The sequence below is a fragment of the Nonomuraea sp. NPDC059007 genome, assembly GCF_042740555.1.
In the GTDB taxonomy this organism is placed as follows: domain Bacteria; phylum Actinomycetota; class Actinomycetes; order Streptosporangiales; family Streptosporangiaceae; genus Nonomuraea.
This window is the reverse complement of sequence record NZ_JBHYJD010000040.1, coordinates 24,549-49,135: the sequence shown is the minus strand read 5'-3', so window position 1 is coordinate 49,135 and position 24,587 is coordinate 24,549. Positions and strand designations below refer to the sequence as shown.

Genomic DNA, 24,587 nt, shown 5'->3' with positions numbered 1-24,587 from the left:
TCCTTTCCCCCGGTGGCAGGGACGGGACACTCAGGACCAGGGTGACAAGAATCCCAGCCCTGTCTTCTTGAGCAGGTCGTCGGCCAGGCCGGTGAGGAGGCTGACGGCGCCGTCCTGGGCTTGGGCGGTCAGGCGGTCGATGACTTCGGAGGGAGGCTCCCAGGGGGTCCAGACGGTCTTCTGGCTGAAGGCGAACAACACCGCCAGCAGGGTCAGGGTGCCGACGGCCACCGTGGCGACCAGGGCGGCGCCAGGAGTGCGCAGCACGCTCGTCAGGCTGCGGGTCACGGCCTTGCGCGGAGCGCCGCCGCCGGGCAGGACGAACAGGCCGAGCGTGAAGGCCCCGGCGGCGTAGGCGGCGGCGCCGTTGATGCTCATGCCGCCGCCCCAGCGCAGGATGCCCCAGACGATCGCGCCGAAGGCCAGGGCGAGCGGCACGTGCACGAGGGTCATCAGAGCGGCCTTCACCAGCGCCCACGGGGTGCCGACGATCGCCAGCAACGCGTCGGCCGAGCTGCCTCCGCCGCGCGCCCGCCGCCGGTTCACCATCTCGCCGAACAGGTACTCGCCGACGCGCAGCACGACCGCGAGCGCGATGGCGACCGCGCCGACGGTGACCGGGACCATGACCGTCATCGCGGTCAGCCCCACGAGCAGCAAGAACCCGACGAGCTGGCTGCCGACGACGAAGCGCTTGCGCTCCCCCGGCGGCGTGTACGGCCTGGCCTGCGTCTGCGGCGCGGGCGGCGGCGTATAGGGACGCACCTGGGGCGGCGCCGGATAACCGGCGACCCGCTGGTCGGTACGCGGCAACGGCGCCGGCACGTAGGGCGGCGGCGTGGGGTTGCGCGGCGCGGGCGGCGGCTTCTCCACCCGCTGCTTCTCCACCCGCGGCGGCTTGGCGTACTCGACCGGCGGCAGCAGATCGGAGTAGTTGTCACCGGCGGGCAGCACGCGCGTGCCCGACGAGGGCGGCGGCGCGGTGGGCACCTCGTGGAAGGCGGTCCTGGTCGGGTCGAGCTGCCTGGCCATCCGCAGGAGTTCCTGGGCGCCGGGCCGCGAGCGGGCGTCGACCTGCAGGGCACGGCTCAGCCAGCCGCGCAGCCACATCGGCGCCTTGTCGAGCTGGGCCCGGCCTTCCATGATGTTGAAGCAGACCGCCTCGAACGTGCCCGTGCCGAACGGCGGCGCGCCCGTGGCGGCGAAGAAGACGGTGGAGGCCAGCGCGTGCACGTCGGCCGCCTGGGTGATCTCCGAGTCGCGGATGATCTCGGGCGCCAGATAGCCGGGCGTGCCGACGAACATCCCGGTCTGGGTCAGCCGCGTGGCGTTGACCAGGTGCGCGATGCCGAAGTCGATGACCAGCGGCTCCCCGCCCACGAGCATGACGTTGGAGGGCTTGAAGTCACGGTGGATCACGTCGGCCGCGTGGATGGCCACGAGCGCCTGACAGAGCCCGCGCGCCAGCCGGACCAGCTCGTAGTCACGCAGCGCCCCGTCGGCGAGGACGGTGTCCTCCAGCGTGCGGCCCGGCGCGAACCGGGTCACGACGTACGGCTGCCCGCCCACGAGCTCGGCGTCGAGCACCTCGGCCACGTGCGAACTGCGCACGCGCCGCATGGTCTCGACCTCGCGGGTGAGCCGGTCGCGCGCCTTGAGGTCGGCGGCGACATGCGGGTGCAGGACTTTGATGGCCACCTGGCCGCCGTCGGCGTCCATGCCCAGGTGGACCACGCCCATGCCGCCCTCGCCGATCTTCCTGACCAGCCGGTACGGCCCGAGCCGCTCTGGAACCTGCGTGTTCATCGCCTGGCTCCCTGCATCATCCCCCCGACTTCGACAGTTTCCCGAGCTGATCTTCCAGCTGCGAGACGTTCGCTGGTGTCCATACTGCGCGCAAATTCGGCGACGTGCCGAACGTACCGATGGCGAGCACCAGTGAAAGCGCGGCGCCCGCCGCGAGCACCCCGGCCATCACCATGGCCGCTGTCCTTGAGGGTACGAGGGATGAGAGGGTCCTGCGCATCTGGCGGCCAGGTCCCTCGACGCCGGGACCGGCGCAAATGGTCCAGATGGCGACGGCCGCGCCCCAGGCCAGGGCGTTCTCCGGCTCGCTTCTGCCCAGCACCGTGAGCAGGAGGGTGACCGGCAGCCCGAGGATGGCGGCGTACAGGACCAGCGCCAGCGTGATCCCCGCCGACTTGACCAGCGCCTTCGGGTGGCCGAAGACACGCAGCACGTCGAGCGCGGCGGCGCCGGTGGAGCGGCGCGCGCTCAGCTCGGGCTGGGCCAGGTCCGCGGCGCGCAGGAGCAGGGCGACCGGGAGCGCCACCAGGGCCACGAGGACCGGGGCGAGCGCGGCCAGGACGATCATGATGATCAGGAGCATCGCGCCGGCCACGCCGTACGCGCGGGACCGCTGCAGGAGCTGTCCCGGACGTACTCCCGGGATGTACGGCTCGCGGCGCGTGGCCGGGTCCTGCGGGTACTGCTGCTGATGCGGCGGCGCCTGCACCGGAACGTAGGGCGGCGGCTCGGAGCGCACCCGCGCGGTCGGCACGTCGCCCTCGCGCGGAGGGGGCGGGTAGCTGTTGTGCCAGCCCTGCTGACCCGGCCACGGCACGCTGGGGGCGCCGCCGCCGTCCTGCATCTGGCGCAGCTCTTCCGGGGTGACCCTGCGGGTGGGCCACGGGTCGCCCTGGGCGGGAGCCGGCTGGTAACCGGGCGGCCGGGCGTGCTGGTCGGAATGCGCGGGGCCGGGCGGGGGCGCGCCGTGCTGAGGTGGCGCCTGCGCTCCCGACGCGGCGTGCGGGGGCTGCTGGCCGTGCGGGGGATACGTGCTGACGTGCGGGCCCTGACCGCTGTGTCCCTGACCGCCCTGGCCGCCCTGGCCGCTTTGGCCCTGGCGTGGGTCCGAGGGGGCCGGCGGGGTCTGGCCCTGCTGCGGACCTGAGGTGGCGGGCGGGGCCTGGCCGCCGTTCTGGGGGCCGTTGGGGAGCAGGGAGACGTACTGCTGGGGAGGCAGGGCCGGGGCCTGGGAGTCGCCGGTACGGTCCGTGCGGGGGACGGTGGAGATCTCGTCCGGGACGGTTCTGGCCGACTTGGGCAGCAGCCGCGCGGTCTGCTCCGCCAGTTCGGCCGCCTTGGGCCGCCTGGCGGGGTTGCGCTGGAAGGCCGCCTTCAGCAGCGGCTGCAGCACCGCCGGGGCCGCGCTCACGTCGGCCTTGCCCGCGGTGATGTTGTAGAAGATCATCTCCAGCGTGCCCTTGCCGAAGGGCGGCAGGCCGGTGCCGGCGAAGAGCAGCGTGCCCGCCCAGGCGTGCACGTCGACCTCCGGCCCCGCCTCCTGGCCCTCGATGATCTCGGGCGCGAGGTAGCCGGGCGTGCCGATGAACATGCCGGTCTGGGTCAGCCGGGTGGCGTCGACCGCCTGGGCGATGCCGAAGTCGATCAGCACCGGCTGGCCGTCGAGGATGAGCACGTTGCCCGGCTTGAGGTCGCGGTGGATCACGCCCACGGAATGGACGGCGGACAGTGCGGAGGCCACGCCGTGCGCGACCGCGAGCAGCGCGGGCAGCTCCAGCGGGCCGTCGTCCCTGACGATCTCGTCGAGGGCGCGCCCGGCCACGTACCGGGTGACGATGTACGGCCGATGACCCGTGACGTCGGCGTCGACCACCTCGGCGATGTACTTGCTGCGCACCCGCCGCATCGTCTCGACCTCGCGCGAGAGCCGCCGCCTGGCGACCTCGTCGCCGGCGACCTCGGCACGCAGGACCTTGACCGCCACCTGCCGACCATGCTGATCGACAGCGAGGTGGACAACGCCCATTCCGCCTTCACCGAGCCGCCTGAGCAGCCGGTAAGGGCCAAGTCGGTCATCGTTCATGGCATGAAGCACCATACCGGCTTAATCCCCGCCCACGAGATGAACCATGGGGCCACATTCCCACTCGTACAACGTCCGGATCAGCCCCATCGGTTTCCCATCCAACGGTCTCGAATACGTCTCAATGTCTAATGGTCGCGTCCGCTCTGACCTTCGTTGGCATCGTTCCTCGCTCTCTACGGTCAGAGCTCCTACGCTCCAGTGGCCAGGTCGAGCACCTCAGCGCCCTTCAACCCGGCCAGCAGCGCCCCGGAGACGGCGAGCTTGGACCTGCGCACGCCGCTGCCGATGACGACCCTGTTATGCGATGCCACGTTCGAATCAACCAGGATAGGCCAGTCCGCAGGCAGTCCGAGCGGGGTGATGCCGCCGTACTCCATGCCGGTCAGCTCGACCGCCTCGGCCATCGGCGCGAAGCTGGACTTGCGGACGTCGAGGTGCTTGCGGATGACGCCGTTGACGTCGGCCCGCATGGTCGCCAGCACCATGCACGCCGCGTACCGCACCTCACCGCCCCGCTTTCCGGCCACGATCACGCAGTTGGCCGACTCGTCGAGTGCCACGCCGTACCTCTCACAGAACGCGGCGGTGTCGGCCAGGCCGGGGTCGATCGCGGCCACGTGGACGTCGTCGTCGGCGAACGCGCGCACCGCCTCCGCCACCGGGCCGGCGAGGAGCTCCGTGTGTGTCGCCGCAGGCTGCCAGTGCAAAGTCTCTTCCATCCTCAGGACCTTACGCCCGCCGTCGTTACGGTGACTGCAGCACTCGTTGATGCAGTTGCGTGACGGCGTTGCGCGCGGACTCCATGGCCCCCGCCTGCCAGGCGATCAGGTGGGTGAGCCAGTCACCCGCGAAGTAAACCCTTCCGCTGGGGCGTTGCAGAAGAGTGAAGGACGAATCAAAGGAGGGCCAGCGGGCCCATCCGCCCTGGATGTGCGGCTGGCGTTCCCAGGCGACGGAGACGTCGGACAACAGCTCGGCCCGGTACTTCTCGCCGTGGATCTTCTTGCCCTGGGTGAGTGCCCGGCGGCGGCGGTCCTCGGGGGTCAGGGCGCCGTACAGCTCGGCGTGCTCGTCGCTGGTGTAGTAGCCGACGATGAGGCCGCGCCGGGAGTGGTAGCCGTGGGAGGGGTACCAGATGTGGGTGATGTCGAGGTCGGTCTCGGTGATGCCGCCGTAGATCCGGTCGTCGATCTCCCACCAGCGCCGGCCGTACTCCAGGCCGATCTTGCCGGCGGCGACCGGGATGGGCCGCTTCAGGGCGGCCGTGACGTCTGCGCCGAGGTTGTGCGTCATCCTGGCGAGGATGTGCGGCGGGAGTGTGGCCAGGCAGTAGTCGGCGGTCAGGGCGCCGCCGTTCCAGGTGACATGAACGTCCTTCTCGCGGGTGGTGACTTCGGTGACCTGGACGCCGGTCCTGATGCGTTCGGGGCCGACGGCGGCGGTCAGGGCCTTGACGATGGCGTCCATGCCGCCGACCGGCTGGAACATGGGAGTGGCCTGTTCGTAGCCGAAGTCGTTGGTGATGGCGCGGCCGGTGGCGGCGGCGAGGACCTGGTGGAGTGAGCCGGGCGGGTCGAGCTGGATGCCGTTCTGGGTGGCCGGATATTTCACGAATCCGCGGCGGGCGGAGCCGTTGTAGTCGTAGGCCGGGCCGAGGTCGCCGAAGCGGCGCAGGAACTCCAGCAGCCGTTCCTTGTCGTCCTTGGTGAGCTTGCGGTTGAGCTGGCCGACATTTGTGGCTTTGGCGAGGAGTTCGGCGACATATCCGTACATGTCGGCTCGGGCGGCCTTCGCCCGGACCGTCTGCCCGTTGGTGTGCACGAACGCGTTGGCGTTGTTGTTGATGAACGCCTCGATCGGAATGCCCAGCTCGCGGCAGTAGTCCATGGTGACCATCCACGGCGCGATCCGCCCGGGCCCGGCGTTGAAGTACACGCCCTCCCCGAACCGCACGTCCTGCGCGGGCCCGCTCATCTCGGTCAGCCGGTCGCCGCCGCGCAGCGTCAGGTTCCGCCCGCCCGCCTGCGCCCGCGCCTCCAGCAGCGTGCAGTCGTAACCGGCCTTGCCCAGCTCGTACGCGGCCGTCAGCCCCGCGACCCCCGCCCCGATGATCACCACCTTGGCCGCGGCCCTGCCGCGCAGCGTGAAGTCGCCCGGTGACGGCGGCGTGAACGCCTTCTCCTGTTCGCCGGGCGCCAGCCCCAGCGCCCCCATCGCCGCGTACATCGCCCCCGCACCCCCGGCCGCGCCGATCCCGACCAGGAGCCCGCGCCGGGTGACCGTGTTCATCCGTAAGGGCCACTTCCGCAGGCGACCTGACCGCCGATGGTCGCGAACAGCCCGAACAGCGCCATGATCTGGGTGAAGTCGTCGGTCGTGAACTCGATGTGGCGCGTCCCCGCCGCCTTCACACCCGGGATCAGCGCCACCGCCGCCGCGATGGCGGTGGAGTTCCACTCCACTCCCAGCGTGTACGGCGCCGCCACCGCATAGGGCGTGAAGTCCGCGACCCGGTTCAGCGCCCGCTCCGTCGCCGCCCGGATCCTGGCCTGGGCCACGCTCGGCGGCAGCAGTTCGGCGGAGAACTTGTCGATGCCCTTCTTGACCGCGACCGTCTCGACGTCGCCGAGCAGCTCGCGCGCCTCCTCGCCGACCGCCTCGTCCCCGGCGACCAGCACCACCGGCACCCCGTGGAACCCGGCGCACGCGGCCACGATCCTGGTCTCGCCGCAGACCTCGCCGTTGAGGTAGACGTTCTGGATCTCCTTGCCCATCCACGTGTGGTTGAGCACCCCGTGCGGCACCCCGGCCATGGCGTGGTAGCCGACGAAGCAGGCGGCCTGGAAGGAGGCGTCGAGTCCCTGGGCCATCCGCTGCGACTTGCCCGGCCCTCTGATGAGCGTGGCGCGCGGGTCGAGCAGGTCGATCCGCAGGTTCTTCGTGGAGCCGTGCGCGTCGTTGACCAGCACGTTCGTCGCACCGGCGGCGAACGCTCCCTCGATCGCCGCGTTGGCGTCAGCCGTCATGAGCTCGCAGCCGCGTTCGTAGCCGCGCTTGCCCGCGTGCATCTCCTCCGGGTCGGTCAGCCCGGTCACGCCTTCCATGTCGACCGACAGGTAGACCTTCACGATCCCCATTCCTCCACGCGCCGTGCCTCGCCGGGCGTCATCAGCCCGGCGTTGTCCGCCATGAACGCACTCGCCGGCTCGCGCCACGGCTCGGGGATCTCCGCCAGGGCGGGCGGGTAGCAGCGCTCCAGCCAGCTCGTGGACTCCTCCGTGGCGTCGAAGTAGTCGAGGGCTCCGGCAAGTATGGAGCTTTCCACACCGGGGATGCGGGCCAGGCCGTACTCGATCATCTCCATGCCGCCGTAAGGCGGCTTGCGCAGCCACTTGCGCACCACGGCGCGGTCGGCGGTGAGCGGCGTGTCGAGGGGCCGCCGCTCCACGGCGGCCTGGATGATCTCCTTGTAGAAACACTTCCCGCAGGTACGGCAGGGCCCGTCGCCGCCCTGGAGACACCAGCGGACCTGGGCCCTGAGCGCGGAGCCGAGCGCCAGCCGCATCGTCACGGCCTCGCTGACCCCGCCGACCGGCAGCACGATGGGCACACCGGCGGCGGCGAACAACCGGCCCCACGCCCCGTGCGGCGCCCACATCGGGTTGTCCGGCGTGAACCGCAGCAGGTACCGGTCACCGCCCAGCCACCGTGAGCCGAGCTCGTAGCCGAACGCCAGCCCGCCGAGGTCCATCCGGTCGGCGAGCAGCAGCGCGCCCGCCGCGACGGCGTGGTGCTCGGGGTAGCCGGGGCGCGGCTCGGCGAGCGTGAACTCCAGGTCGGAGGTGACCGTGGTCAGCTCGCGGCCCGTCTTCTTCGCCAGCTCGGCCAGCACGTCGGAGCGGTAGTGGGTCCACCGGTTGGGCACCCTCGGGTGCGGCACCCGTCTGAAGTGCACGAACGGCGCCTCGGGGAAGATCGCCGCGGCCGCGACGGAGTCGGCGCCGCCGCTGTAGGAGATCGCCAGCGTCCGGCCCTGGCTCCTGGGCGGCCCGCCGACGGGGCCCGCCTCGATCCGCCACCCGTCGTGCAACGCCCGCGCCACCTCGGCGGAGACGGGCCGGTCGAACGTGATCCGCCTGCGGGTCCAGGGCGCGACGACCGACCAGGCGGCCACGGCGAACAGGTCGGGGTGCGCGTCGTCCGGCACGCCGCCGAACGCGCACGAGCTGGTCCTGAGTTTGACCGGGTGCTCGTCGGCCGCTCTGCCGGTGATCTCGTCCTCGGGGTCGAGGCGGAAGGTCAGCCCGGCGCCGTCCCAGACGACCCTCACGAGCGCTCCTTGAGCCCGTCTATCGCCTGCCAGACCAGCACCTCGTTCTGCAGGACGTGGTCGAGCGCGTCCGCCGTCTCCTTGGACAGCCGCTGCGCGTCACCGGTCCTGGAGGTGAGCTGCCTGACCTCCTCCTGGAGGGTGACGACCTCGCGCCGGAGCGTCTGGACCTCCCAGAGGGCGTCCTTGATGTCCTGGCGATGATCCGCGACCGAGATGTACCGGGAGTCGAACCAGCCACGTACCGCCCTACGCAGCCGTACAGGAACCAGGACGCGCATCATGAACCGTCACCATACCGGCATCAGCCCCCATATTCGGCTGTTCTCCCGGGCTTCTCCCAGATCACCGAATACCGGCGCAGCAGGTGGCGGCGGTACCGCGATCCGGGCAGCAGTCGCCGGGCCTTCCGCCGTACCTGCCCGTATCCCATCTGGACGTCGGCGGCGGGCATGCCCGGCGGCCCGGCGGCCCGGCGCACCTTCTTGATCAGCCATACGACGGCCAGCCCCGGGACCCTGACCAGCCAGTCCGCCAGGGTGACGTCGCGGGCCAGCCCGACCACCACCAGCCTGCCGCCGGGACGCAGCAGCTCGCGCATCCTGACCAGACCCGCCTCGAAGTCCATGTGGTGGATCGTGGACACCGAGCAGATGAAGTCGAACCCCTCTCGCGGCAGGTCGGCGACGAGGAAGTCGCACTCCAGGAGAACGACGTCCCGGCTTCCTCCGGTCCGCTCCCGGGCGCGCGCGATCATCTCCGGCGAGGTGTCCACGCCGGTGACCCGCCCGGCCTTCCCTGCCAGCTTCGCAACGAGCAGGCCGTCCCCGCAGCCCACGTCCAGCGCCTCCGCGCACCCCTGCGGCACCTCGCGCAGAATCCCGGAGTGGCGGGCGACATTGGTGTTCCAGTACGTCTCGTCTGGCACGGGGTGGCCGTCTCCTATCGGGATGCGCGCAGGCCGTTCAAGGTGATGGCGACAAGGCGATGGACCGCGGCTTCCGACGGCATCCCGGTGGCCGCGGTGAGCGCGTGCAGGCAGTACGCGGCCAACTCGTCCGGGGCGGCGTCGACACGGACGACGCCGGACTCGGCGGCATCGGCGATCAGGTCGCGGACCATGGTGTGGACGCGATGGTAGGCGCCGGCCACGTCCTGGTCGCGGTGCAATTGGGCGGCCAGACCGGTGTCCGGGCGGTGGTGGGCCAGCTCGGCGCAGGCGGTCAGCACGGCTTCGAGGCGTTCACCCGGATCGGTGGCCAGCGCACGGACCTGCTCCAGCCGCTGGAGATGGTGCTCGACGTGGCGCTGGTGCCACGCGTGCAGAATCGCCTCGATATCGGAGAAGTACTTGTACAGGGTGGCGCGTCCGATTCCGGCCTCGGCGGCGATGCTCGACATCGTCACCCCGGTAAGTCCTCGTTCGGCGACCAGGGTCGCCGTGGCGTCGAGGATCGTCTCGCGGGCGTCGCGGCGGTGCGCCTCGACGATCTCCTTCCACTGCGCGGCCATCCTCGTAGCGTACAGGCCGTAGACACAGTGTCTTGTCTACCAACAACGTGTCTCTTAGAGTGTCGCGCATGCCGAAACTTCGGGTGCCCGGCGCCGTGCTCTCGTACACGACGACCGGGGCCGGGCGGACGCTGCTGCTGATACCCGGCGCGGGCGGCACCGGCCTCGCGTTCGCGCGGGTCGCGCGACGGCTGGCGGCCGAGTACACCGTGGTTCGTTACGCGCGTCGCGGGTTCTCCGGCAGCCGCGCCGAGGAGCCGCCCGGCGAATCCCTGCTGGCCGACGACGCGGATGACGCCGCTCGGCTGATCGAACATGTCGGCCCCCGGCCCGCCGCCGTGTTCGGCGAGAGCTCGGGCGCGCTGGTGGCATTGGAACTCCTCACCCGGCATCCCGGCCACGTGGACGCCGTCGTACCGTTCGAACCACCCGCGATGCGCCTGCTGCCCGACGGGCAGCGCTGGATCGACCTGTTCCACGACGCGTACGCCACCTACCGCCGGCACGGTATGCGGCCCGCGCTGAAGTTGTTCCGCGAGAACACGTTCGCCGAGCCCGACCGCAAGGCCATGAACGCCGGCAGGGGACTCCACCTGCTCATCCCACCGATACGGGCGAATGTCGCGCACTGGTTCGAGCATGAGCTCCGGCCGTATCCCGCGGGCACGCTCGATCTGACCGCCCTGGCCGCGCGGCGCACCAAGATCATCCCAGCGGTGGGCCGGGCCTCGCGCGGGTATCCCTGCTACCGGGCGACCATGGAACTCGCCGACCGGCTCGGCCTCCAGGTCGCGGAGTTCCCCGGCGGCCACCTGGCCCACCTCACTGAACCGGCGGCGTTCTGCCGAGAGCTCGGGCGACTGCTCACCAACCGGGTCGATGACCCCGGATAGCCCCTCGACGCGGTTTCACCGGTCTGGTAAGCCTGAGAAAGGACCCTGGACAAGCTGTCGAGGTGATCTTCGATGGGTCATGGGCGATTACGCGTACTGGCCACGGGGGCGGTCGTTCTCGTTTCCGGGCTGAGTCTGTGCGCGGCCCCCGCCGACGCCGCCGGCCCCGTCGGGGGCAGTTCGCGTGCGGCGAGCGCCTTCGGCTGCACGGTGAAGGCCGTGGTCAGCTGGAACAGGAACGCGAACAGGTACACCTACCGGGGCTTTGGATCCTGCGCCAAGACCCGCAAAATGCGCATCTGGTGCTTCCCTGTTCACCGCCACTGGAACGGCATCTCGGCGACCTGGCATTCGCACACCGGATACGAGATTCGTCAGGGACCGAACGTCACGAGGCGTGTGGACACCGGCGGCTCGACGATCAGCGGCGGGAATGAGAACACCTACAAAATCAACTGCAAGCTCGAACTCGACGGCAGGTTCTGGCTGCGCGTGAAGGTGGAAACCGCGCCCTTCCATCTGTAGTTCAGGGCGAGCGCAGGGCCGCCAGGAGCGTGCGGTGCAGGGCGGCGAGGTCGGCCGCCATGTCGATCTCCGGCTCCAGCAACCACTGGATCTGCAGCCCGTCCAGGGCGGCGATCAGGATCCGCGCGGCCCACTCGCTGTCGATCCGACCAGGGCCGGGGCCGGGGTCGGGGTCGGGAGCGAGGACGGGGTCGGCCAGGGCGGCGGCGCCCTCGCGGCGGAAACGGGCGTAGCGCTCGGCGAAGAAGTCGTGCGCCGGGTGTTCGGGCTCGGCGGCTGCCGCAGCCACGTCGAGGAAGAGCTTGACCAGGCCCGGCGTGGAGACGTTGTCGGCCAGCATCTTCGCCCCGGCCGGAGGGTCGGTGAGGGCGCTGCCGTACATCTCGGCGCTGATCTCGTCCCTGGCCTCGAGTACGGCGGTCAGCAGGGCTTCGCGGCTGCCGAAGTGGTGCAGGACTCCGGTGTCGGTCATGCCGACCCGTTTGGCGATGTCGCGCACCGACACCTTGCGGCTTCCGGCCTCGGCGTAGATCTCCAGGGCGGCGCGGAGGATCTGCTCTCGTTTGGCCGAGGTCTTGGCGTAGGGGCCCCGTGGTGCGCTCACGCGGAGGATTCTAGCGACACGAAACTATTGAGGTTCAAGGTTTTCGTGGCTACGCTGAGGCGCCATCCACCCCCCACCTGGAAGGACCCGTTCGTGCCTCTTCCTGATGGTTTCCTCTGGGGAGCCTCCACCTCCGCCCACCAGACCGAAGGCGGCAACACCAACAGCGACTGGTGGGCCATGGAGCACAACTCCACCGGCACCGGCCACATCAAGGAACCCAGCGGCGACGCCTGCGACAGCTACCACCGCTGGCGCGAGGACATGGACCTGCTGGCCGGACTCGGCTTCACCGACTACCGCTTCAGCATCGAGTGGGCCCGCATCGAACCGGCGCCGGGCGAGTTCTCGCGAGCGGCGCTCGACCACTACCGCCGCATGGTCGACGGCGCCCGCGAACGCGGGCTGCGGCCCATGCTCACCTTGCACCACTTCAGCACCCCGGCCTGGTTCAGCCGGCGCGGAGGTTGGGACGCGGCCGAGTCCGCCGAGTTGTTCGCCCGTTATGTCGCAGCGGCCGCCCCCGTGTACGCCGAAGGCGTCGAGCACGTGTGCACCATCAACGAACCCAACATGCTCGCCACCATGGCCGGATTCATCCAGCTCCTCACCACCGGCGCCGCCATGCCCGAGGCGGGCCTGCCCGAGCCCGACCAGGCCGTCTCCCAGACCCTCATCGACGCCCACCGCCGCGCGGTCGAGGCGGTCAAGGCCCACGCGCCCCACGTGCGTACCGGCTGGACCGTCGCCAACCAGGTCTACCAGCCGCTGCCCGGCGCCGAACACGTCGCCGCCGCCTACTCCCACCCCCGCGAGGACCTCTTCCTCCAGGCCGCGGCGGACGACGACTGGCTCGGCGTGCAGTCCTACACCCGTACCCGCATCGGCCCCGACGGCCCGCTGCCCGTGCCCCCGGACGCCGAACGCACCCTGACCGGCTGGGAGTACTACCCCGCCGCGCTCGGTCACGCCCTGCGCCACACCGCCGCCGTCGTCCCCGGCGTCCCGCTGATCGTCACCGAGAACGGCATCGCCACCGCCGACGACACCCGCCGCGTCGCCTACACCGGCGCCGCCCTCACCGGTATGGCGGAGGCGATGGCCGACGGCGTCGACGTGCGCGGCTACTTCCACTGGAGTGCCCTGGACAACTACGAGTGGGGCACCTACGCGCCCACGTTCGGCCTCATCCACGTCGACCGGGAAACGTTCGCCCGCACCCCCAAGCCGTCGGCCGCCTGGCTGGGCGCGATCGGCCGCACCCGCGCTCTGCCGTACCTGCCGTGAACACCCTCGCCGTGCTTGCGATCAGGTCGGTGCGCTGAGTCCTCCGGGAGGCCGCACCCGCGTTGCGCGTGAAATCCCAGGTCATCGCCCCTTCTCTGGCACAGTGGACACGTGGAACGGCAGCAGGGAACAAGCGCTCCGGCAGTTCGGCCCACGCCGCGAAGAGGCCGGAACGAGCGTCGACCATGAACCACAGACCCGCCGACGACAGCCGCATCGCCTTCCTGCTGGAATTCGCCCGCCACCCGATGACCGTCGGCGCCGTGACACCGAGCAGCACCGCCCTGGCGCACGCCATCACCGCACCGATCCCGCACACCGGCGACCCGGTCGTCGTCGAGCTCGGCGCGGGAACCGGCGCATTTACCCGAGTGATCCAGCGACTGCTCGACGGCCGCGGCCACCACATCGCGGTGGAGAGCAACGAACAGTTCGCCCGCCGGCTGGCCGCCCGGTTCCCCGGCGTGGACGTCGTGGCCGGCACCGCCGAGCAGCTGCCCGCCCTGCTGACCCGGCGCGGTCACCTGCCCGCTGACGTGATCGTCAGCGGGCTGCCGTGGGCCGCGTTCCCCCCGGCCAAGCAGCGCGACGTCCTCGCCGCCGTGGTCGGCTCACTCTCCCGGGAGGGCGCTTTCACCACGTTCGCGTACGCACACCTGCGCTGGGCAACCCCGGCACGCAGACTGCGCCGATCCCTGGAGGCGTCCTTCGAAGAAGTGGTGGTGGGCCGGACCATCTGGGCCAACCTGCCCCCGGCCTTCGTCTACCACTGCCGCCGCCCCACCGAGACGTCCTAGTTGCCGGTGAACTTGGGTTTGGTTTTCTCGGCGAAGGCGCGCATGCCGACCTTGGCGTCCTCGGTCGCGAACAGGCCGGAGAACTGCAGGCGTTCGATCTCCAGGCCGGTGTCCAGGTCTACTTCCAGGCCCTGGTCGACGGCCTGTTTCGCGGCTCGCAGGGCTATGGTCGGGCCGGCCGCGAAGGTCGACGCCCATTCCAGTGCCGCCGTGTACACCTGGTCGTCGGCGACCACCTTGTCCACCAGGCCGATCGACAACGCCTCCTCGGCGGTCACGTGGCGGCCGCTGAAGATCAGGTCCTTGGCCTTCGACGGGCCCACCAGTCTCGGGAGGCGCTGGGTGCCGCCCGCGCCGGGGATGATGCCGAGCAGGATCTCGGGCTGGCCCAGTTTCGCGCCTTCTCCGGCCACTCTGAAGTCCGCGCACAAGGCCAGCTCGCATCCGCCGCCCAGCGCGTATCCCGAGATCGCCGCGATCACTGGCTTGCCGATCCTGGCCACGGCGGTGAAGCAGTCCTGGAGGGTGCGGGAGTGGGCGGACATGTCGGCGTAGGACATGTCGGCCATTTCTTTGATGTCGGCTCCGGCGGCGAAGACGCGCTCGCCGCCGTAAAGGATCACGGCCTGCACCACGGGGTCGGCGTCGACCAGGCGGGCGGCTTCACCGATCTCCTGTTGTACCTGCCCGTTGAGGGCGTTCATCTTTGGACGATCGAGTCTGATCGTCGCGATCCGGTCGGCCACCTCGACACGCACGAACTCACCCATGCCAGGCACGCTACCGGAATCACTCTCCGAAGAAGAGGACGGGCCCTTCCACCCGCACCCCCACCCTGTCGCCGACTCGGTGCGCCGCCTCTCCCCTCGCCCGGGCGCGCACCACCCCGCCGTCCGGCAGCACCACCGTGACGGCGGCGTCGTGGCCGAAGAACTCCACCCGCTCCACCCGGGCCGCGCCGCCGCGTTCCAGCACAAGCTGCTCAGGGCGCAACGCCACCCAGCCGGTTCCCGCCGCGCCGTCGCCGGGCCGTAGCGAGCCGAGGGCGCAGGTCACGGTCCCGTTCATGGCGACGGCCTCCAGGACCACCGCCTCGCCGACGAACGTCGCCACGCCCAGGTCGGCGGGGCGGGCGTAGAGCTCCTCCGGGGTGCCCTGCTGGACGATCACGCCGTCCCGCATCACGGCCACGGTGTCGGCCATCGACAGCGCCTCCTCCTGGTCGTGGGTGACCAGGACCGCGGTCGCGCCCGCCTTCTTGAGCGCCGCGCGCACGTCGTCGCGGACGGTCCCGCGCAGCGAGCGGTCCAGCGCGTTGAACGGCTCGTCGAGCAGCACCACCCCCGGCCGCGGGGCCAGCGCGCGGGCGAGCGCGACCCGCTGCTGCTGTCCCCCACTCAGCTGGTACGGCATCCGCGAGCCGTATCCCCCAAGCCCGACCAGCTCCAAACACTCCTCAACCCGCTCCAGAACCCCACCCCCAGCCCGCCGGAAAAGCCCGCGAACCAGCCCGAACCCCACATTCCCCGCCACCGACAGGTGCGGGAACAACGCGGCGTCCTGCGGCACGATCCCCACCCGCCGCTTCTCCGGCGCCAGCCCGCCCACCTCGGCCCCGCCGATCCGCACCGACCCGGTCTCGGCCCGTTCGAACCCGGCCACGATCCGCAGCAACGTCGTCTTCCCGCACCCGGACGGCCCCAGCACCGCCGCCAGATCCCCGTCGGCCACCTCCAGCGCGGCGCCACGCAACACCGCCGTGCCACCGAACGCCTTCGTCACCCCGGAAACGGCAAGCCCGCTCATGTCCACCGCCTTCCCAGCAGGAATCCCGGCACGGCGGCCAGCGCCATCAGCAGCGCCGCGTACGGCGCCGCCGCCGCATAAGCACCGGCCCCCGTCTCCGTCCACAGCCGCGTGGCCAGCGTCTCCATGCCGGTGGGCCGCAGCAGGATCGTGGCGGGCAGCTCCTTCATCGCGGTGAGAAACACCAACGCCGCCCCCGCCAATACCCCCGGCAGCGCCAGCGGCAGCGTCACCTGCCGCACCGCCCCCAGCGGACTGCGCCCCAGCGACCGCGCCACCTCTTCCAGCACCGGCGGCGACTGCAGAACAGAGGCCCGAACCGCCCCCACCGCAGCGGGCAGAAACAACACCGCATAGGCCAGCACCAGCAACGGCCACTGCTGATAGATCGGATAGGCGTACCGCACGGCGAAGAACACCAGCGACAACGCGATCACCACACCAGGCAGCGCATGCCCGACATAAACCGACTGCTCGACGCCCCGGGAAAGCCGCCCCCGGTACCGAGCAGCGACAATCCCCACGGGAACGGCCAACGCCACGGTCAACACCGCCCCCGCAGCGGAGACACCCAGCGTGGCCCCGGTAGCAGAGAACAGCGCCCCCAGATCGAGCCCGCGCGAAGACCCCGCCACCAGCCAGTAGAGGATGCTGACCAGCGGAAACCCGGCCGCCAGCGACGCCACGAGCGTGACCCAGGCCAGCGCGGGCGCCTTCCAGGTCCGTACGACGACCCGCCGCCGGGCCGGGCTGCCCCGCAGGGCGTAGGCGGCCCGCCCCCGCGTACGCCCCTCGGCCAGCACGATCAGCAGAGTGATCACCACCAGCGCCAGACCGAGCACAGCGGCCGGAGTGCGATCGAAGCCCGCCCGGTAGGACGTGTAGATCTGCGTGGTGAACACGTCGAAGCGCATGATCGACACGGCGCCGAACTCGGCCAGCACGTACATGGCCACCAGCAGCCCGCCCGCCGCCGCGGCCGGCCGGAGCTGCCGGACCACGACGGCCATGCGCCCGCGGCCGAGAGACAGCGCGACCTCTTCGAGCGCAGGATCCATCCGGCCGAGCGCCGCCGCCACGGGCAGGTACACGTACGGGTAGGTGCACAGCGTGAGCACCAGCGCCGACCCCCAGAACCCCGAGACACCGGGGAAGGCGGCCACCCACGTGTACGCCGCCACGTACGACGGCACCGCCAGCGGCAACGCGGCCAGCGCGCCCCACACCCCGCGCCCCGGCAGGTCGGTCCTGACCACCAGCCATGCCAGCGACACCCCCACGACCAGGCAGGCGGCCGTCACCACCGCCGCCAGCCCGAGGCTCCGAACGGCCAGCTCCGCCGTACGGACGCGAAGGAGCACTCCCGCGAACGCGGCGGGACCGCCCTCGGCCGCCCGCACCACGAGATAGGCGACGGGCGCGAGCGAGAGCGCGGCCGCCAGCAGGGCGGGCACCAGCAGCGCCGCGGGGACGCGGCCGCGCGGCATCAGACGAGGCCCGTGTCCTGGAGCAGTTTGAGCGTCTGCTCCAGCGAGTCGAGCTCGGCCAGGTCGATCCGCGGGCCCTTGAGGGCGTCGAGCTTGGGCAGGGCGGGATCCGGTTCGACCCCGGCGACCAGCGGGTACTCCTTCGTGGCCTGCGCGAAGTACTTCTGGGCGTCAGGGCTGAGCAGGTAGCCGACGGCCTTCTGGGCGGCGGGCGCGTGCTCGGACGCCTTGAGCGTGCCGGCGCCGGCCACGTTGATGAGCGCGCCGGGGTCGCCGCCCGGCAGGTAGGCCAGCTTGGAGGGGATCTGGCCCTGTTCCGCGGTCTTCTCGTACCAGTAGTAATGGTTGATCAGGCCGAGATGGAGTTGCCCGGCGTCGACGGCGTTGAGGATCTTGATGTTGTCGCCGAAGCTCTGGACGCCGTTGGCCTTCATGCCGGTCAGCCACTTCCTGGCGGCGTCCTCGCCTTTGAGCACCCGTAGCGCGGTCACGAACGCCTGGAAGGAGGCGTTCGTCGGCGCCCAGCCGACCTTGCCCTTCCACTGGGGGCCGGTCAGCTCGAAGACGCTCTTGGGCGGCGCGGTCACCGTGCGCGGGTCGTAGACGATCACCCGGGAGCGGCCGGAGACGCCCACCCAGTCGGCGCCGCGGTACTGCGGCGGCACCTTCGCCAGCGTCTCCTGCGGCACCGGCGCGAGGACGCCCTGCTTGGACAGCGCGCCGAGCGCGCCCGCGTCCTGGGAGAAGAAGACGTCGGCGCGGGTGCGCTCGCCCTCTTCCATGATCTGGGCGGCCAGCTCGGCGCTGTCGCCGTATCTGACCTGGACGTTCAGGCCGGTGGCCGACTTCAGGCGGGCCAGCAGCGGCCCGACGAGCTTCTCGTTGCGGCCGGAGTAGATCACCAGGGAGTCGTCGGCGAAGCCCTCGGCCCCGCCGGACCCGCATGCGCTCGCGGCCAGCAGGACCAGAGCCGCGGCGATCAGCCTACGCACGGACATGGGACTTCCTCAGGTTGATCGTGAACAACAGGACGAGCACCGCCGCCCACGCCAGATGCGCGGGCCAGAAGCCGGGCCGCCGGTAGTCGGGCAGGACGCTCGCGACCGCCCGGTAGACGGGCGAGGCGACCTCCTGGAAGCCGGACACCCAGGTGAGCCGCCCGGCCAGGCCGCCGGCGGCCAGCCAGGCGTAGGTGAGCACGCCCGACAGGCCGAGCGCCGCCGCCGCGACGCGTTTCCAGGTGCGGTCCAGCCAGCACAGGATGAGGATCAGGGCCAGCGGGAGCACCACGACGAGCTGGCGGCCGGGCCACCAGAAGCCGTGCATGGTCACCGCCGCGAACGTGGCCGTCAGCCAGCCCGCCGCCAGCGGCAGCACGAGGCTCACGCGCCTGATCCCCAGCGCGAGCGCCGGGACCAGCAGGAGCCAGGCGGGCTGCCAGGCGGCCAGGCCGTACCCCTGGTCGACCAGCAGGCCGGTCAGCCGCAGCGCGCGTCCGGCGAGGTCGGGGGCGAAGCCCATCACGCCCCACTCGCCGGAGTTCTGGAAGTGGTCGCCGCTGGCGTAGACGGTCCAGCCGCCCCAGATCACGCGGTGAACGACCAGGTACAGCGCGCCCATGACGGCGAAACCCGCCAGCAGCGCCTTCGACCGGGTACGCCACAGGCCGAGCGCGGCCAGTGCCAGCGCCACGGGCACGTACTTGACCGACAACCACGGCAGCGCCGACACCACCGCGGCGAAGGCCCAGATCCTCGGGGTGCCCAGGAGCGCGACGGCGCCGACCGCGGCCAGCGCCGCGGGCACCTCGGGGTAGACCTGCTGTCCGTAGACGGCCAGCGGCGCGCTCGCCGCCGCGATCGCCACCCCAGCCGTCGCGATCTTCAGGGGTACGGCGAAGCGGCGCACCGCCGTCCACAGGGTGAGGACGGCCAGGGCCCCGGCCATCAGCGCCATGACCGCCTTGGCCGCCACCCAGCCGCCGAGACGCATCGGGATCGCGAGCACGATGGGCAGCAGCGGGTCGTGCGGGCTGATCTGGGCGCCGCCGTCGAGCACCTCGGTCTGGACGGGCAGCTCCGCGCCACCCCACGGGACCCAGCGGCGTCCGGCCAGTTCGTCGGAGATGTCCAGCGAGCGGTCCTCGGCCAGGGAGAGGGCGGTGAGCAGGTACTGGGGTTCGTCCACGGCCACGTGCGCGCCGAACGTGGACGGCACCCCGATCCCCAGCGCCGCCGCCACGACGGCCACCACCCCGGCCAGCGCCATACCGCGGTAGAGCCCACCGGAGCCCACACGGGCGACGGCGACACCCGGCCCCGCGATCACGACGTCGCCGCCAAACCAGGAGCCGCCCAACCAGGAGCCACCAGACCAGGAGCCGCCAGACCGGTCGCCGCCAGACCGGTCACGGCCGATCCGGTCGCGGCCAGGACGTCGGTGGTCGTGGTCCGGACATGGGCGTACTGGCGGCGGACCACGTCGAGCAGGTCGGTCTCCGGTGTCCAGCCGGTCAGCGCGCGCAACCGGCGGGTGTCGGCCAGCGAGTCGCCCGGCTCCACCGGCGGGGCGGGCTCGATCGCGTAGCGCACCTCCGCCCCGGTCACCTCGGCCACGGCTCCGGCCAGCTCCCGCAGCGTGCGTCCCCGGCCCGTGCCGATGTTGACCACGCCGGGCACGCCGGTCAGCGCGATCATGGCCTGCGCGGCCTGCCGTACGTCGGTCACGTCGCGGGTGCGCTCCAGTGAGCCGAGCACCCGCAGCGGGCGGCCGCGCGCGGCGGCCGCCAGCCAGAGCGACAGCGCCATGTCCGGCCGCTGGCCCTCCCCCGCGACGGTGAACGGGCGGACCACGGTCACCGGCCGCCCGGCGCACAGGTGTTCCAGGGCGAGCTTGCTGCGGGCGTAGCCTCCGGCCGGGCGGGGCTGGTCGGTCTCGTGACTGGGACGGCCGTGGCGGGCGCCGCCGTACACGGAGCTGGAGGAGGTGATCATGAGCGGGACGCCGCGCGGGACCGCGGCCAGCACCCGCGCGCCCGCGAGCACGTTGTCGCGGTGCCTGCGGCGGGCGAGGCCGCGGTCGTCGCCGCGCACGCCGGGGCAGCCGGCCAGGTGGTAGACGGCGTCGGCGGCTGCCAGGGCGGCGCCGACCAGGTCGTCGTCGTCGAGCAGGTCGGCGGTGAGCGCGGTCAGCCCGGGGCGGGCGGCTTGCGTCCGCCGGTCGACGCCGATCACCCGCCGGCCCGCGGCGAGCAGCGCCTCCGTCAGGGCCCGGCCGATGAAGCCCGCGGACCCGGTCACGACGACTGTCACCCGCGTCCCTTTCGCTGGAGCGCCAAAGAGCTAGGTAAAGGTAGCCTAACCTCACTCCTTCCAGCCACAAAGGTGCCTCATGGGGAACGTCACCAGGGCGGCCCGGCGGATCGCCGGCGTGGTGCTGCTGGCCGTCGCGTGCTGGTACCTGACGCGGGTGGTCTCCGGCCCCGACCTCGCCACGGCCGCCCGCGCGCTGCTGTCCGACCCGCTCGGCCTCGCGCTCGCCCTCATCCTGTACGGCGCCGCCTTCGCCCTGCGCTCGTGGTCCTGGACCCGGGTGCTGCCCGGACTGCCCGGCGGCCAGGCCTGGGCGGCGGTCCACGTGTCGCTGCTGGGCAACCACGTGCTGCCAGCCCGCCTGGGCGAGGCCCTGCGCGCCACCTCGGTCCTGCGCCGGACCCGCCTGACCGACGCCAAGACGGTGGTGGCCTCGGTGGTGGCGGTGCGGGCGGCGGACCTGTTCGCGGTGCTCGCACTGGCCCTGGTGGCGGCCCCGGCGCTGGTCGACGGGCTGGCGGGTGGGTGGGTGTGGCCGGTCGCGGCCGTCCTGGCGCTGGTGACGGCGGCGGCGTTCCGTTTCCTTCCACAGGCCAAGGTGCCGCTGGTGACGGTGTGCGCGCTGGTGGCGTGGGTGCTGGAGGCGGCCGTGGTGTACGAGGTGGCCAGGATGAGCGGCGTCGCGCTGAGCCCGGCCGACGCGGTGGCGGTGACGGCCGTGACCATCGCCGCCCAGACGGTCGCGGTGACCCCGGGCGGCATCGGCTCCTACGAGGCCGCGGCGACCGCGGCGCTCACCGCGCTGGGCGTCGCGCCGGGCCCGGCGTTCGCGGTGGCCCTGCTCACCCATGCGGTCAAGACCGCGTACTCGCTGGCCGTCGGCGTCCCCGCCCTCTTCGTCCCGGCTCCCGGCTACTTCGGCAGGTTCCGCCTGCCCCGCCGCCTGCCGCCCCGCCCGCCGTACGAGGAGCCCGCGCCCGGCGCCCCGGTCGTGGTGTTCATCCCCGTCCACAACGAGGAGGCCACGATCGGCGAGGTGGTGGCCCGCCTGCCCCGCACGGTCTCCGGCCGCCCCGTCGTCACGCTGGTGATCGACGACGGCTCCGCCGACGCCTCCGCCGACCGGGCGCGGGCCGCGGGCGCCACGGTGCTCCCCCAGCCGCGCAACCTGGGGCTGGGCGCCGCCGTCCGGCGCGGCCTGGCCGAGGCGAGCGCCAGGGGCCCGGCCGTCGCCGTCTACCTGGACGCCGACCTCGAGTACTTCCCCGAGGACCTGGAGTCCCTGGCCGCGCCCGTCCTGAGCGGCGCGGCCGACTACGTCGTCGGTTCCCGCTTCTCCGGCACCATCGAGCGCATGCTCCCCCACCGCCGCTTCGGCAACCGGGTGCTCACGCTCTGGGTCCGCTGGCTGACCCGCCGCCGCGACCTCACCGACGGCCAGAGCGGCTACCGCGCCTTCTCCCCCGAGGCGGCGCGCGCGGCCGAGGTCATCCACGACTACAACTACGCCCAGGTCCTCACCCTCGACCTGCTCGCCAAGGGCTTCGCCTACCAGGAGGTCCCGATCCGCTACGCCTTCCGGCAGAGCGGCGAGTCCTTCGTCAAACCCGGCCGCTACCTTCGCAAGGTGATCCCGGCCGTGCACCGCGAGCTCAATACGTGACCTGAGGCCTCTACCCTGCGGCCCCATGAACGCACCGGCGCTACGCCTGGCCCGGCTCGTCGCGGCCGGGGTCAGCGCGGGCTTCGCCTTCGGCGGGGTCATCGGCATCGTGTACTCCAAGGACCCCGCGCCGATGAAGGCGCTGGCCTACGCCCTGCTCGCCGTCCTGTTCGCGCTGCACCTGCGCAACTGCGTACGGCGCGCCGACGGCCGCAGACCCGGCGGCTGGCCCTGGACGCTGGCCGTCCAGGTGGTGCTGACCGGCGCCGGTCTGCTGCTGTTCCCCGCCACCTGGTACGGCAACACCGGTTTCCTGGCCGCCGCCATGCTGCTGCTGTTCCGGCGGCCGTGGCCGAAGTGGGGCGGGTTCGCGCTGGTGCTGGCGGCCCAGTTCGCCTCCACCCTGACCGTGCGCCCGATGGTGACCGAGGGCCTGTACGTGGCGCTCGGCCAGACCGCGTTCGTGGGCATCGCCCTGTACGGCGTGGTCCGCCTGACCGACCTGATCGCCGACCTGCGCGGCACCCAGGCGGGGCTGGCCGCGGCCGTGGTGGCCAGGGAACGGCTGGCCTTCGCCGAGGAGCTCAACGAACGGGTGGGCGCCGGGCTGGAGCGCGTGGTCGGGCACGGCGAGGCCGTACTCGCCGCCGAGGACCGGGAGCGCGCCCGGCACGAGCTCGACACGGGGCTGAGCACGGCCAGGCTGGCCCTGACCGAGGTCAGGTCGGTCTCGCACACCACCCGCGAGGCGGCGCGCAGCCGTCCGGTGGCCGCGGACCTGACCACCAGGGTGGCGTCGGTGCTGGTGGTGGCGACGATCCTGCTCATGATCGTGCCGCGGGAGCTGCGGCAGGTGGCGCTGGCGCCGCCGCCGCCCGGCCTGCTGGCGTTGTTCGGGGCGTCGCTGGTGCTGATGGTCGGGCTGCATCTGCGGGCGTGCCTGTGTACCGACCGGTACTGGCCGTGGGTGCTGGCGGCGCTGGTGCTGGTCACCTATCTGCCGAGCCTGGCTCTGGGGCCGAAGCTCTGGTACGTGGCGGCGTACCTGCCGGGGGCGGCGCTGGCGCTGGTGCCGGGGCGCCCGCGGTGGGCGGTCGCGGCGGCGGCGATGCTCGGCGACCTCTACTACCACGCGGCGGTCACCGGCTGGGCCGACAACGCGCTCGACACCGCCTACGGCCTGGTCTACATCGCCGAGCGGGCGCTGATCGTCTACGCGCTGTGGCGCATGGCGCGGCTGGCCGCCCAGATTCACGAGGCCAGGATGGAGCTGGCCAGGGTGGAGGTCGCGCGCGAGCGGCTGCGCTTCGCCCGTGACCTGCACGACCTGCTCGGCTACGGCCTGTCCGTGGTGGTGCTGAAGGCCGAGCTGGCCGTGCGGCTGCTGGACCGCGACCCCGCGGCGGCCAGGCGGGAGCTGTCCGACGGTCTTGACGCCGCCCGCCAGGTGCTGTCCGACATCGACTCGGTCGCCTCCGGCTACGGCACGATCGCGCTGGCCGACGAGATCGCCTCCGCCCGCGCGGTGCTGGCCGCCGCGGGCGTCGAGCTGATCGCGGACGTCTCCGACGAGCGCCTGCCGGACACGCACGACGCCGTGCTGGCGACCGTGCTGCGCGAGGCGGTCACGAACGTGCTGCGGCACAGCGACGCCCGCCACGGCACGCTCGTCCTCGCGGTGGACGACGCGACGGTGGGGCTGCGCCTGGCCAACGACGGGGTACGCGCCCCCGTCCACGAGCCGGGATCGGGACTCGGCAACCTGCGCGAACGGGTCGAGATCCTGGGCGGGCAGCTGTCGATCGAGACCGGGCCGGACACGTTCGCGCTGGCGGCGGCGCTGCCGCTAGATCCAGCCCTCGTCGGCGGCGATTCTGATCGCGTCCACCCGGTTACGCGCGTTGAGCTTCATGACCGCTGACGACAGGTAGTTGCGTACCGTGCCTCGGCTGAGCGACAGCCGTACCGCGATCTCGTCGGGCTCGGCGCCGGTGGCGGCCTGGCGCAGCACGTCGACCTCCCGCGCGGCCAGGGGGCTTTCGACCCTGCGCAGCGCGGCGAGGGCGAGTTGCGGGTCGACCACCTGCTCGCCCGCCCGCACCTTGCGGATCGCGTCGATGAGGTCGCCGGTGGGCGAGTGCTTGAGCAGGAAGCCGCTGACGCCCGAGGCCATCGCGCGGCGCAGGTATCCGGGCTTGGCCAGCCCGGTCAGGACCAGCGTGGCGCAGGAGGGCAGCTTCTCGCGCAGTTCGGCGGCGGCCGTGAGGCCGTCCAGTTCCGGCAGGTCGATGTCGATGACCGCGACGTCGGGTGCGTAGGTCACGGCCGCGGGGACGATCTGGTCGCCGCGTTCCACGGCGGCCACCACCTCGAGGTCGTCCTCCAGCGCGAGGACGGCGGTGAGCGTCTCCCTGAGGATGCGGACGTCCTCTGCGATCAGCACACGGATCACTGTGAATCCTTCACACGGGATCGGTGAA

The 24,587-nt window shown here is 72.0% G+C and carries 23 protein-coding genes; 6 read left to right on the top strand and 17 right to left on the bottom strand.

Features of this window, described 5'->3' with window-relative positions:
- Positions 1 to 30: 30 nt before the first annotated feature.
- From ACFWY5_RS43330 to ACFWY5_RS43290, 9 genes are all read right to left on the bottom strand, one after another.
- Complete coding sequence (locus ACFWY5_RS43330; protein WP_379612054.1) at positions 31 to 1,806, bottom strand: serine/threonine-protein kinase; 1,776 nt, start codon at positions 1,804 to 1,806, stop codon at positions 31 to 33.
- A 16-nt stretch (positions 1,807 to 1,822) separates the two neighbouring features.
- Positions 1,823 to 3,889, bottom strand: coding sequence for a protein kinase (locus ACFWY5_RS43325; protein WP_379638335.1), 2,067 nt, complete (start codon positions 3,887 to 3,889; stop codon positions 1,823 to 1,825).
- Positions 3,890 to 4,080: 191 nt separating this feature from the next.
- On the bottom strand, positions 4,081 to 4,611 hold the full coding sequence (locus tag ACFWY5_RS43320; RefSeq protein ID WP_379638334.1) for a YbaK/EbsC family protein: 531 nt from the start codon (positions 4,609 to 4,611) through the stop codon (positions 4,081 to 4,083).
- 25 nt (positions 4,612 to 4,636) lie between these two features.
- Positions 4,637 to 6,181 carry a flavin monoamine oxidase family protein gene (locus tag ACFWY5_RS43315; RefSeq protein ID WP_379638333.1) on the bottom strand — a complete coding sequence of 515 codons (1,545 nt, stop codon included), beginning with the start codon at positions 6,179 to 6,181 and terminating at the stop codon, positions 4,637 to 4,639.
- On the bottom strand, positions 6,178 to 7,029 hold the full coding sequence (locus ACFWY5_RS43310; RefSeq protein WP_379638332.1) for a M55 family metallopeptidase: 852 nt from the start codon (positions 7,027 to 7,029) through the stop codon (positions 6,178 to 6,180). The genes ACFWY5_RS43315 and ACFWY5_RS43310 overlap by 4 nt, the downstream gene beginning before the upstream one ends.
- Complete coding sequence (locus tag ACFWY5_RS43305; protein ID WP_379612059.1) at positions 7,017 to 8,222, bottom strand: DUF6395 domain-containing protein; 1,206 nt, start codon at positions 8,220 to 8,222, stop codon at positions 7,017 to 7,019. The genes ACFWY5_RS43310 and ACFWY5_RS43305 overlap by 13 nt, the downstream gene beginning before the upstream one ends.
- Positions 8,219 to 8,506, bottom strand: a complete 288-nt coding sequence (locus tag ACFWY5_RS43300; protein WP_379638331.1) for a hypothetical protein — start codon at positions 8,504 to 8,506, stop codon at positions 8,219 to 8,221. The genes ACFWY5_RS43305 and ACFWY5_RS43300 overlap by 4 nt, the downstream gene beginning before the upstream one ends.
- Positions 8,507 to 8,526: 20 nt before the next feature.
- On the bottom strand, positions 8,527 to 9,150 hold the full coding sequence (locus ACFWY5_RS43295) for a class I SAM-dependent methyltransferase (RefSeq protein ID WP_379638330.1): 624 nt from the start codon (positions 9,148 to 9,150) through the stop codon (positions 8,527 to 8,529).
- 14 nt (positions 9,151 to 9,164) lie between these two features.
- Entirely contained in the window at positions 9,165 to 9,734 is a 570-nt protein-coding gene (locus ACFWY5_RS43290) for a TetR/AcrR family transcriptional regulator (RefSeq protein ID WP_379638329.1), read from the bottom strand.
- Between the two features lie 68 nt (positions 9,735 to 9,802).
- Between ACFWY5_RS43290 and ACFWY5_RS43285 the strand changes: the two genes are divergently transcribed.
- Entirely contained in the window at positions 9,803 to 10,627 is an 825-nt protein-coding gene (locus tag ACFWY5_RS43285; RefSeq protein WP_379638328.1) for an alpha/beta fold hydrolase, read from the top strand.
- Between the two features lie 72 nt (positions 10,628 to 10,699).
- Positions 10,700 to 11,152: a hypothetical protein gene (locus ACFWY5_RS43280; protein ID WP_379638327.1), complete on the top strand. Its 453-nt coding sequence runs from the start codon at positions 10,700 to 10,702 to the stop codon at positions 11,150 to 11,152.
- Position 11,153: 1 nt separating this feature from the next.
- On the opposite strand, the gene ACFWY5_RS43275 is transcribed toward ACFWY5_RS43280, so the two are convergent.
- Positions 11,154 to 11,756, bottom strand: a complete 603-nt coding sequence (locus ACFWY5_RS43275; RefSeq protein WP_379638326.1) for a TetR/AcrR family transcriptional regulator — start codon at positions 11,754 to 11,756, stop codon at positions 11,154 to 11,156.
- A gap of 93 nt (positions 11,757 to 11,849) precedes the next feature.
- Here ACFWY5_RS43275 and ACFWY5_RS43270 point away from each other — a divergent pair, with 93 nt between their 5' ends.
- Both ACFWY5_RS43270 and ACFWY5_RS43265 read left to right on the top strand, forming a co-directional pair.
- Positions 11,850 to 13,043 carry a glycoside hydrolase family 1 protein gene (locus tag ACFWY5_RS43270; protein WP_379638325.1) on the top strand — a complete coding sequence of 398 codons (1,194 nt, stop codon included), beginning with the start codon at positions 11,850 to 11,852 and terminating at the stop codon, positions 13,041 to 13,043.
- A gap of 185 nt (positions 13,044 to 13,228) precedes the next feature.
- The gene (locus ACFWY5_RS43265; protein ID WP_379638324.1) at positions 13,229 to 13,840 is read left to right on the top strand and encodes a class I SAM-dependent methyltransferase; all 612 of its coding nucleotides are present in this window, start codon (positions 13,229 to 13,231) and stop codon (positions 13,838 to 13,840) included.
- On the opposite strand, the gene ACFWY5_RS43260 is transcribed toward ACFWY5_RS43265, so the two are convergent.
- From ACFWY5_RS43260 to ACFWY5_RS43235, 6 genes are read right to left on the bottom strand one after another with little or no spacing between them, the layout of a single operon-like run.
- Positions 13,837 to 14,610: an enoyl-CoA hydratase/isomerase family protein gene (locus ACFWY5_RS43260; RefSeq protein ID WP_379638323.1), complete on the bottom strand. Its 774-nt coding sequence runs from the start codon at positions 14,608 to 14,610 to the stop codon at positions 13,837 to 13,839. The two genes, ACFWY5_RS43265 and ACFWY5_RS43260, sit on opposite strands and share 4 nt — an antisense overlap.
- A gap of 19 nt (positions 14,611 to 14,629) precedes the next feature.
- Positions 14,630 to 15,646 (bottom strand): ABC transporter ATP-binding protein, encoded by a 1,017-nt coding sequence (locus ACFWY5_RS43255; RefSeq protein WP_379638322.1) that lies wholly within the window; start codon positions 15,644 to 15,646, stop codon positions 14,630 to 14,632.
- Complete coding sequence (locus ACFWY5_RS43250) at positions 15,643 to 17,133, bottom strand: ABC transporter permease (protein ID WP_379638321.1); 1,491 nt, start codon at positions 17,131 to 17,133, stop codon at positions 15,643 to 15,645. The genes ACFWY5_RS43255 and ACFWY5_RS43250 overlap by 4 nt, the downstream gene beginning before the upstream one ends.
- The gene (locus tag ACFWY5_RS43245) at positions 17,133 to 18,131 is read right to left on the bottom strand and encodes an iron ABC transporter substrate-binding protein (RefSeq protein WP_379638320.1); all 999 of its coding nucleotides are present in this window, start codon (positions 18,129 to 18,131) and stop codon (positions 17,133 to 17,135) included. The genes ACFWY5_RS43250 and ACFWY5_RS43245 overlap by 1 nt, the downstream gene beginning before the upstream one ends.
- Positions 18,118 to 19,491 carry a hypothetical protein gene (locus tag ACFWY5_RS43240; RefSeq protein WP_379638319.1) on the bottom strand — a complete coding sequence of 458 codons (1,374 nt, stop codon included), beginning with the start codon at positions 19,489 to 19,491 and terminating at the stop codon, positions 18,118 to 18,120. The genes ACFWY5_RS43245 and ACFWY5_RS43240 overlap by 14 nt, the downstream gene beginning before the upstream one ends.
- The gene (locus tag ACFWY5_RS43235) at positions 19,458 to 20,444 is read right to left on the bottom strand and encodes an NAD-dependent epimerase/dehydratase family protein (RefSeq protein ID WP_379638318.1); all 987 of its coding nucleotides are present in this window, start codon (positions 20,442 to 20,444) and stop codon (positions 19,458 to 19,460) included. Before ACFWY5_RS43235 ends, ACFWY5_RS43240 begins: the two co-directional genes overlap by 34 nt.
- 79 nt (positions 20,445 to 20,523) lie before the next feature.
- Here ACFWY5_RS43235 and ACFWY5_RS43230 point away from each other — a divergent pair, with 79 nt between their 5' ends.
- Together ACFWY5_RS43230 and ACFWY5_RS43225 are read left to right on the top strand one after the other, a co-directional pair.
- Entirely contained in the window at positions 20,524 to 22,107 is a 1,584-nt protein-coding gene (locus ACFWY5_RS43230; protein WP_379638317.1) for a lysylphosphatidylglycerol synthase domain-containing protein, read from the top strand.
- Positions 22,108 to 22,132: 25 nt separating this feature from the next.
- Positions 22,133 to 24,028 carry a histidine kinase gene (locus tag ACFWY5_RS43225; protein WP_379638316.1) on the top strand — a complete coding sequence of 632 codons (1,896 nt, stop codon included), beginning with the start codon at positions 22,133 to 22,135 and terminating at the stop codon, positions 24,026 to 24,028.
- Here ACFWY5_RS43225 and ACFWY5_RS43220 read toward each other — a convergent pair.
- Entirely contained in the window at positions 23,954 to 24,559 is a 606-nt protein-coding gene (locus ACFWY5_RS43220; protein WP_379638315.1) for a DNA-binding response regulator, read from the bottom strand. The genes ACFWY5_RS43225 and ACFWY5_RS43220 overlap by 75 nt on opposite strands.
- Between the last annotated feature and the right edge of the window lie 28 nt (positions 24,560 to 24,587).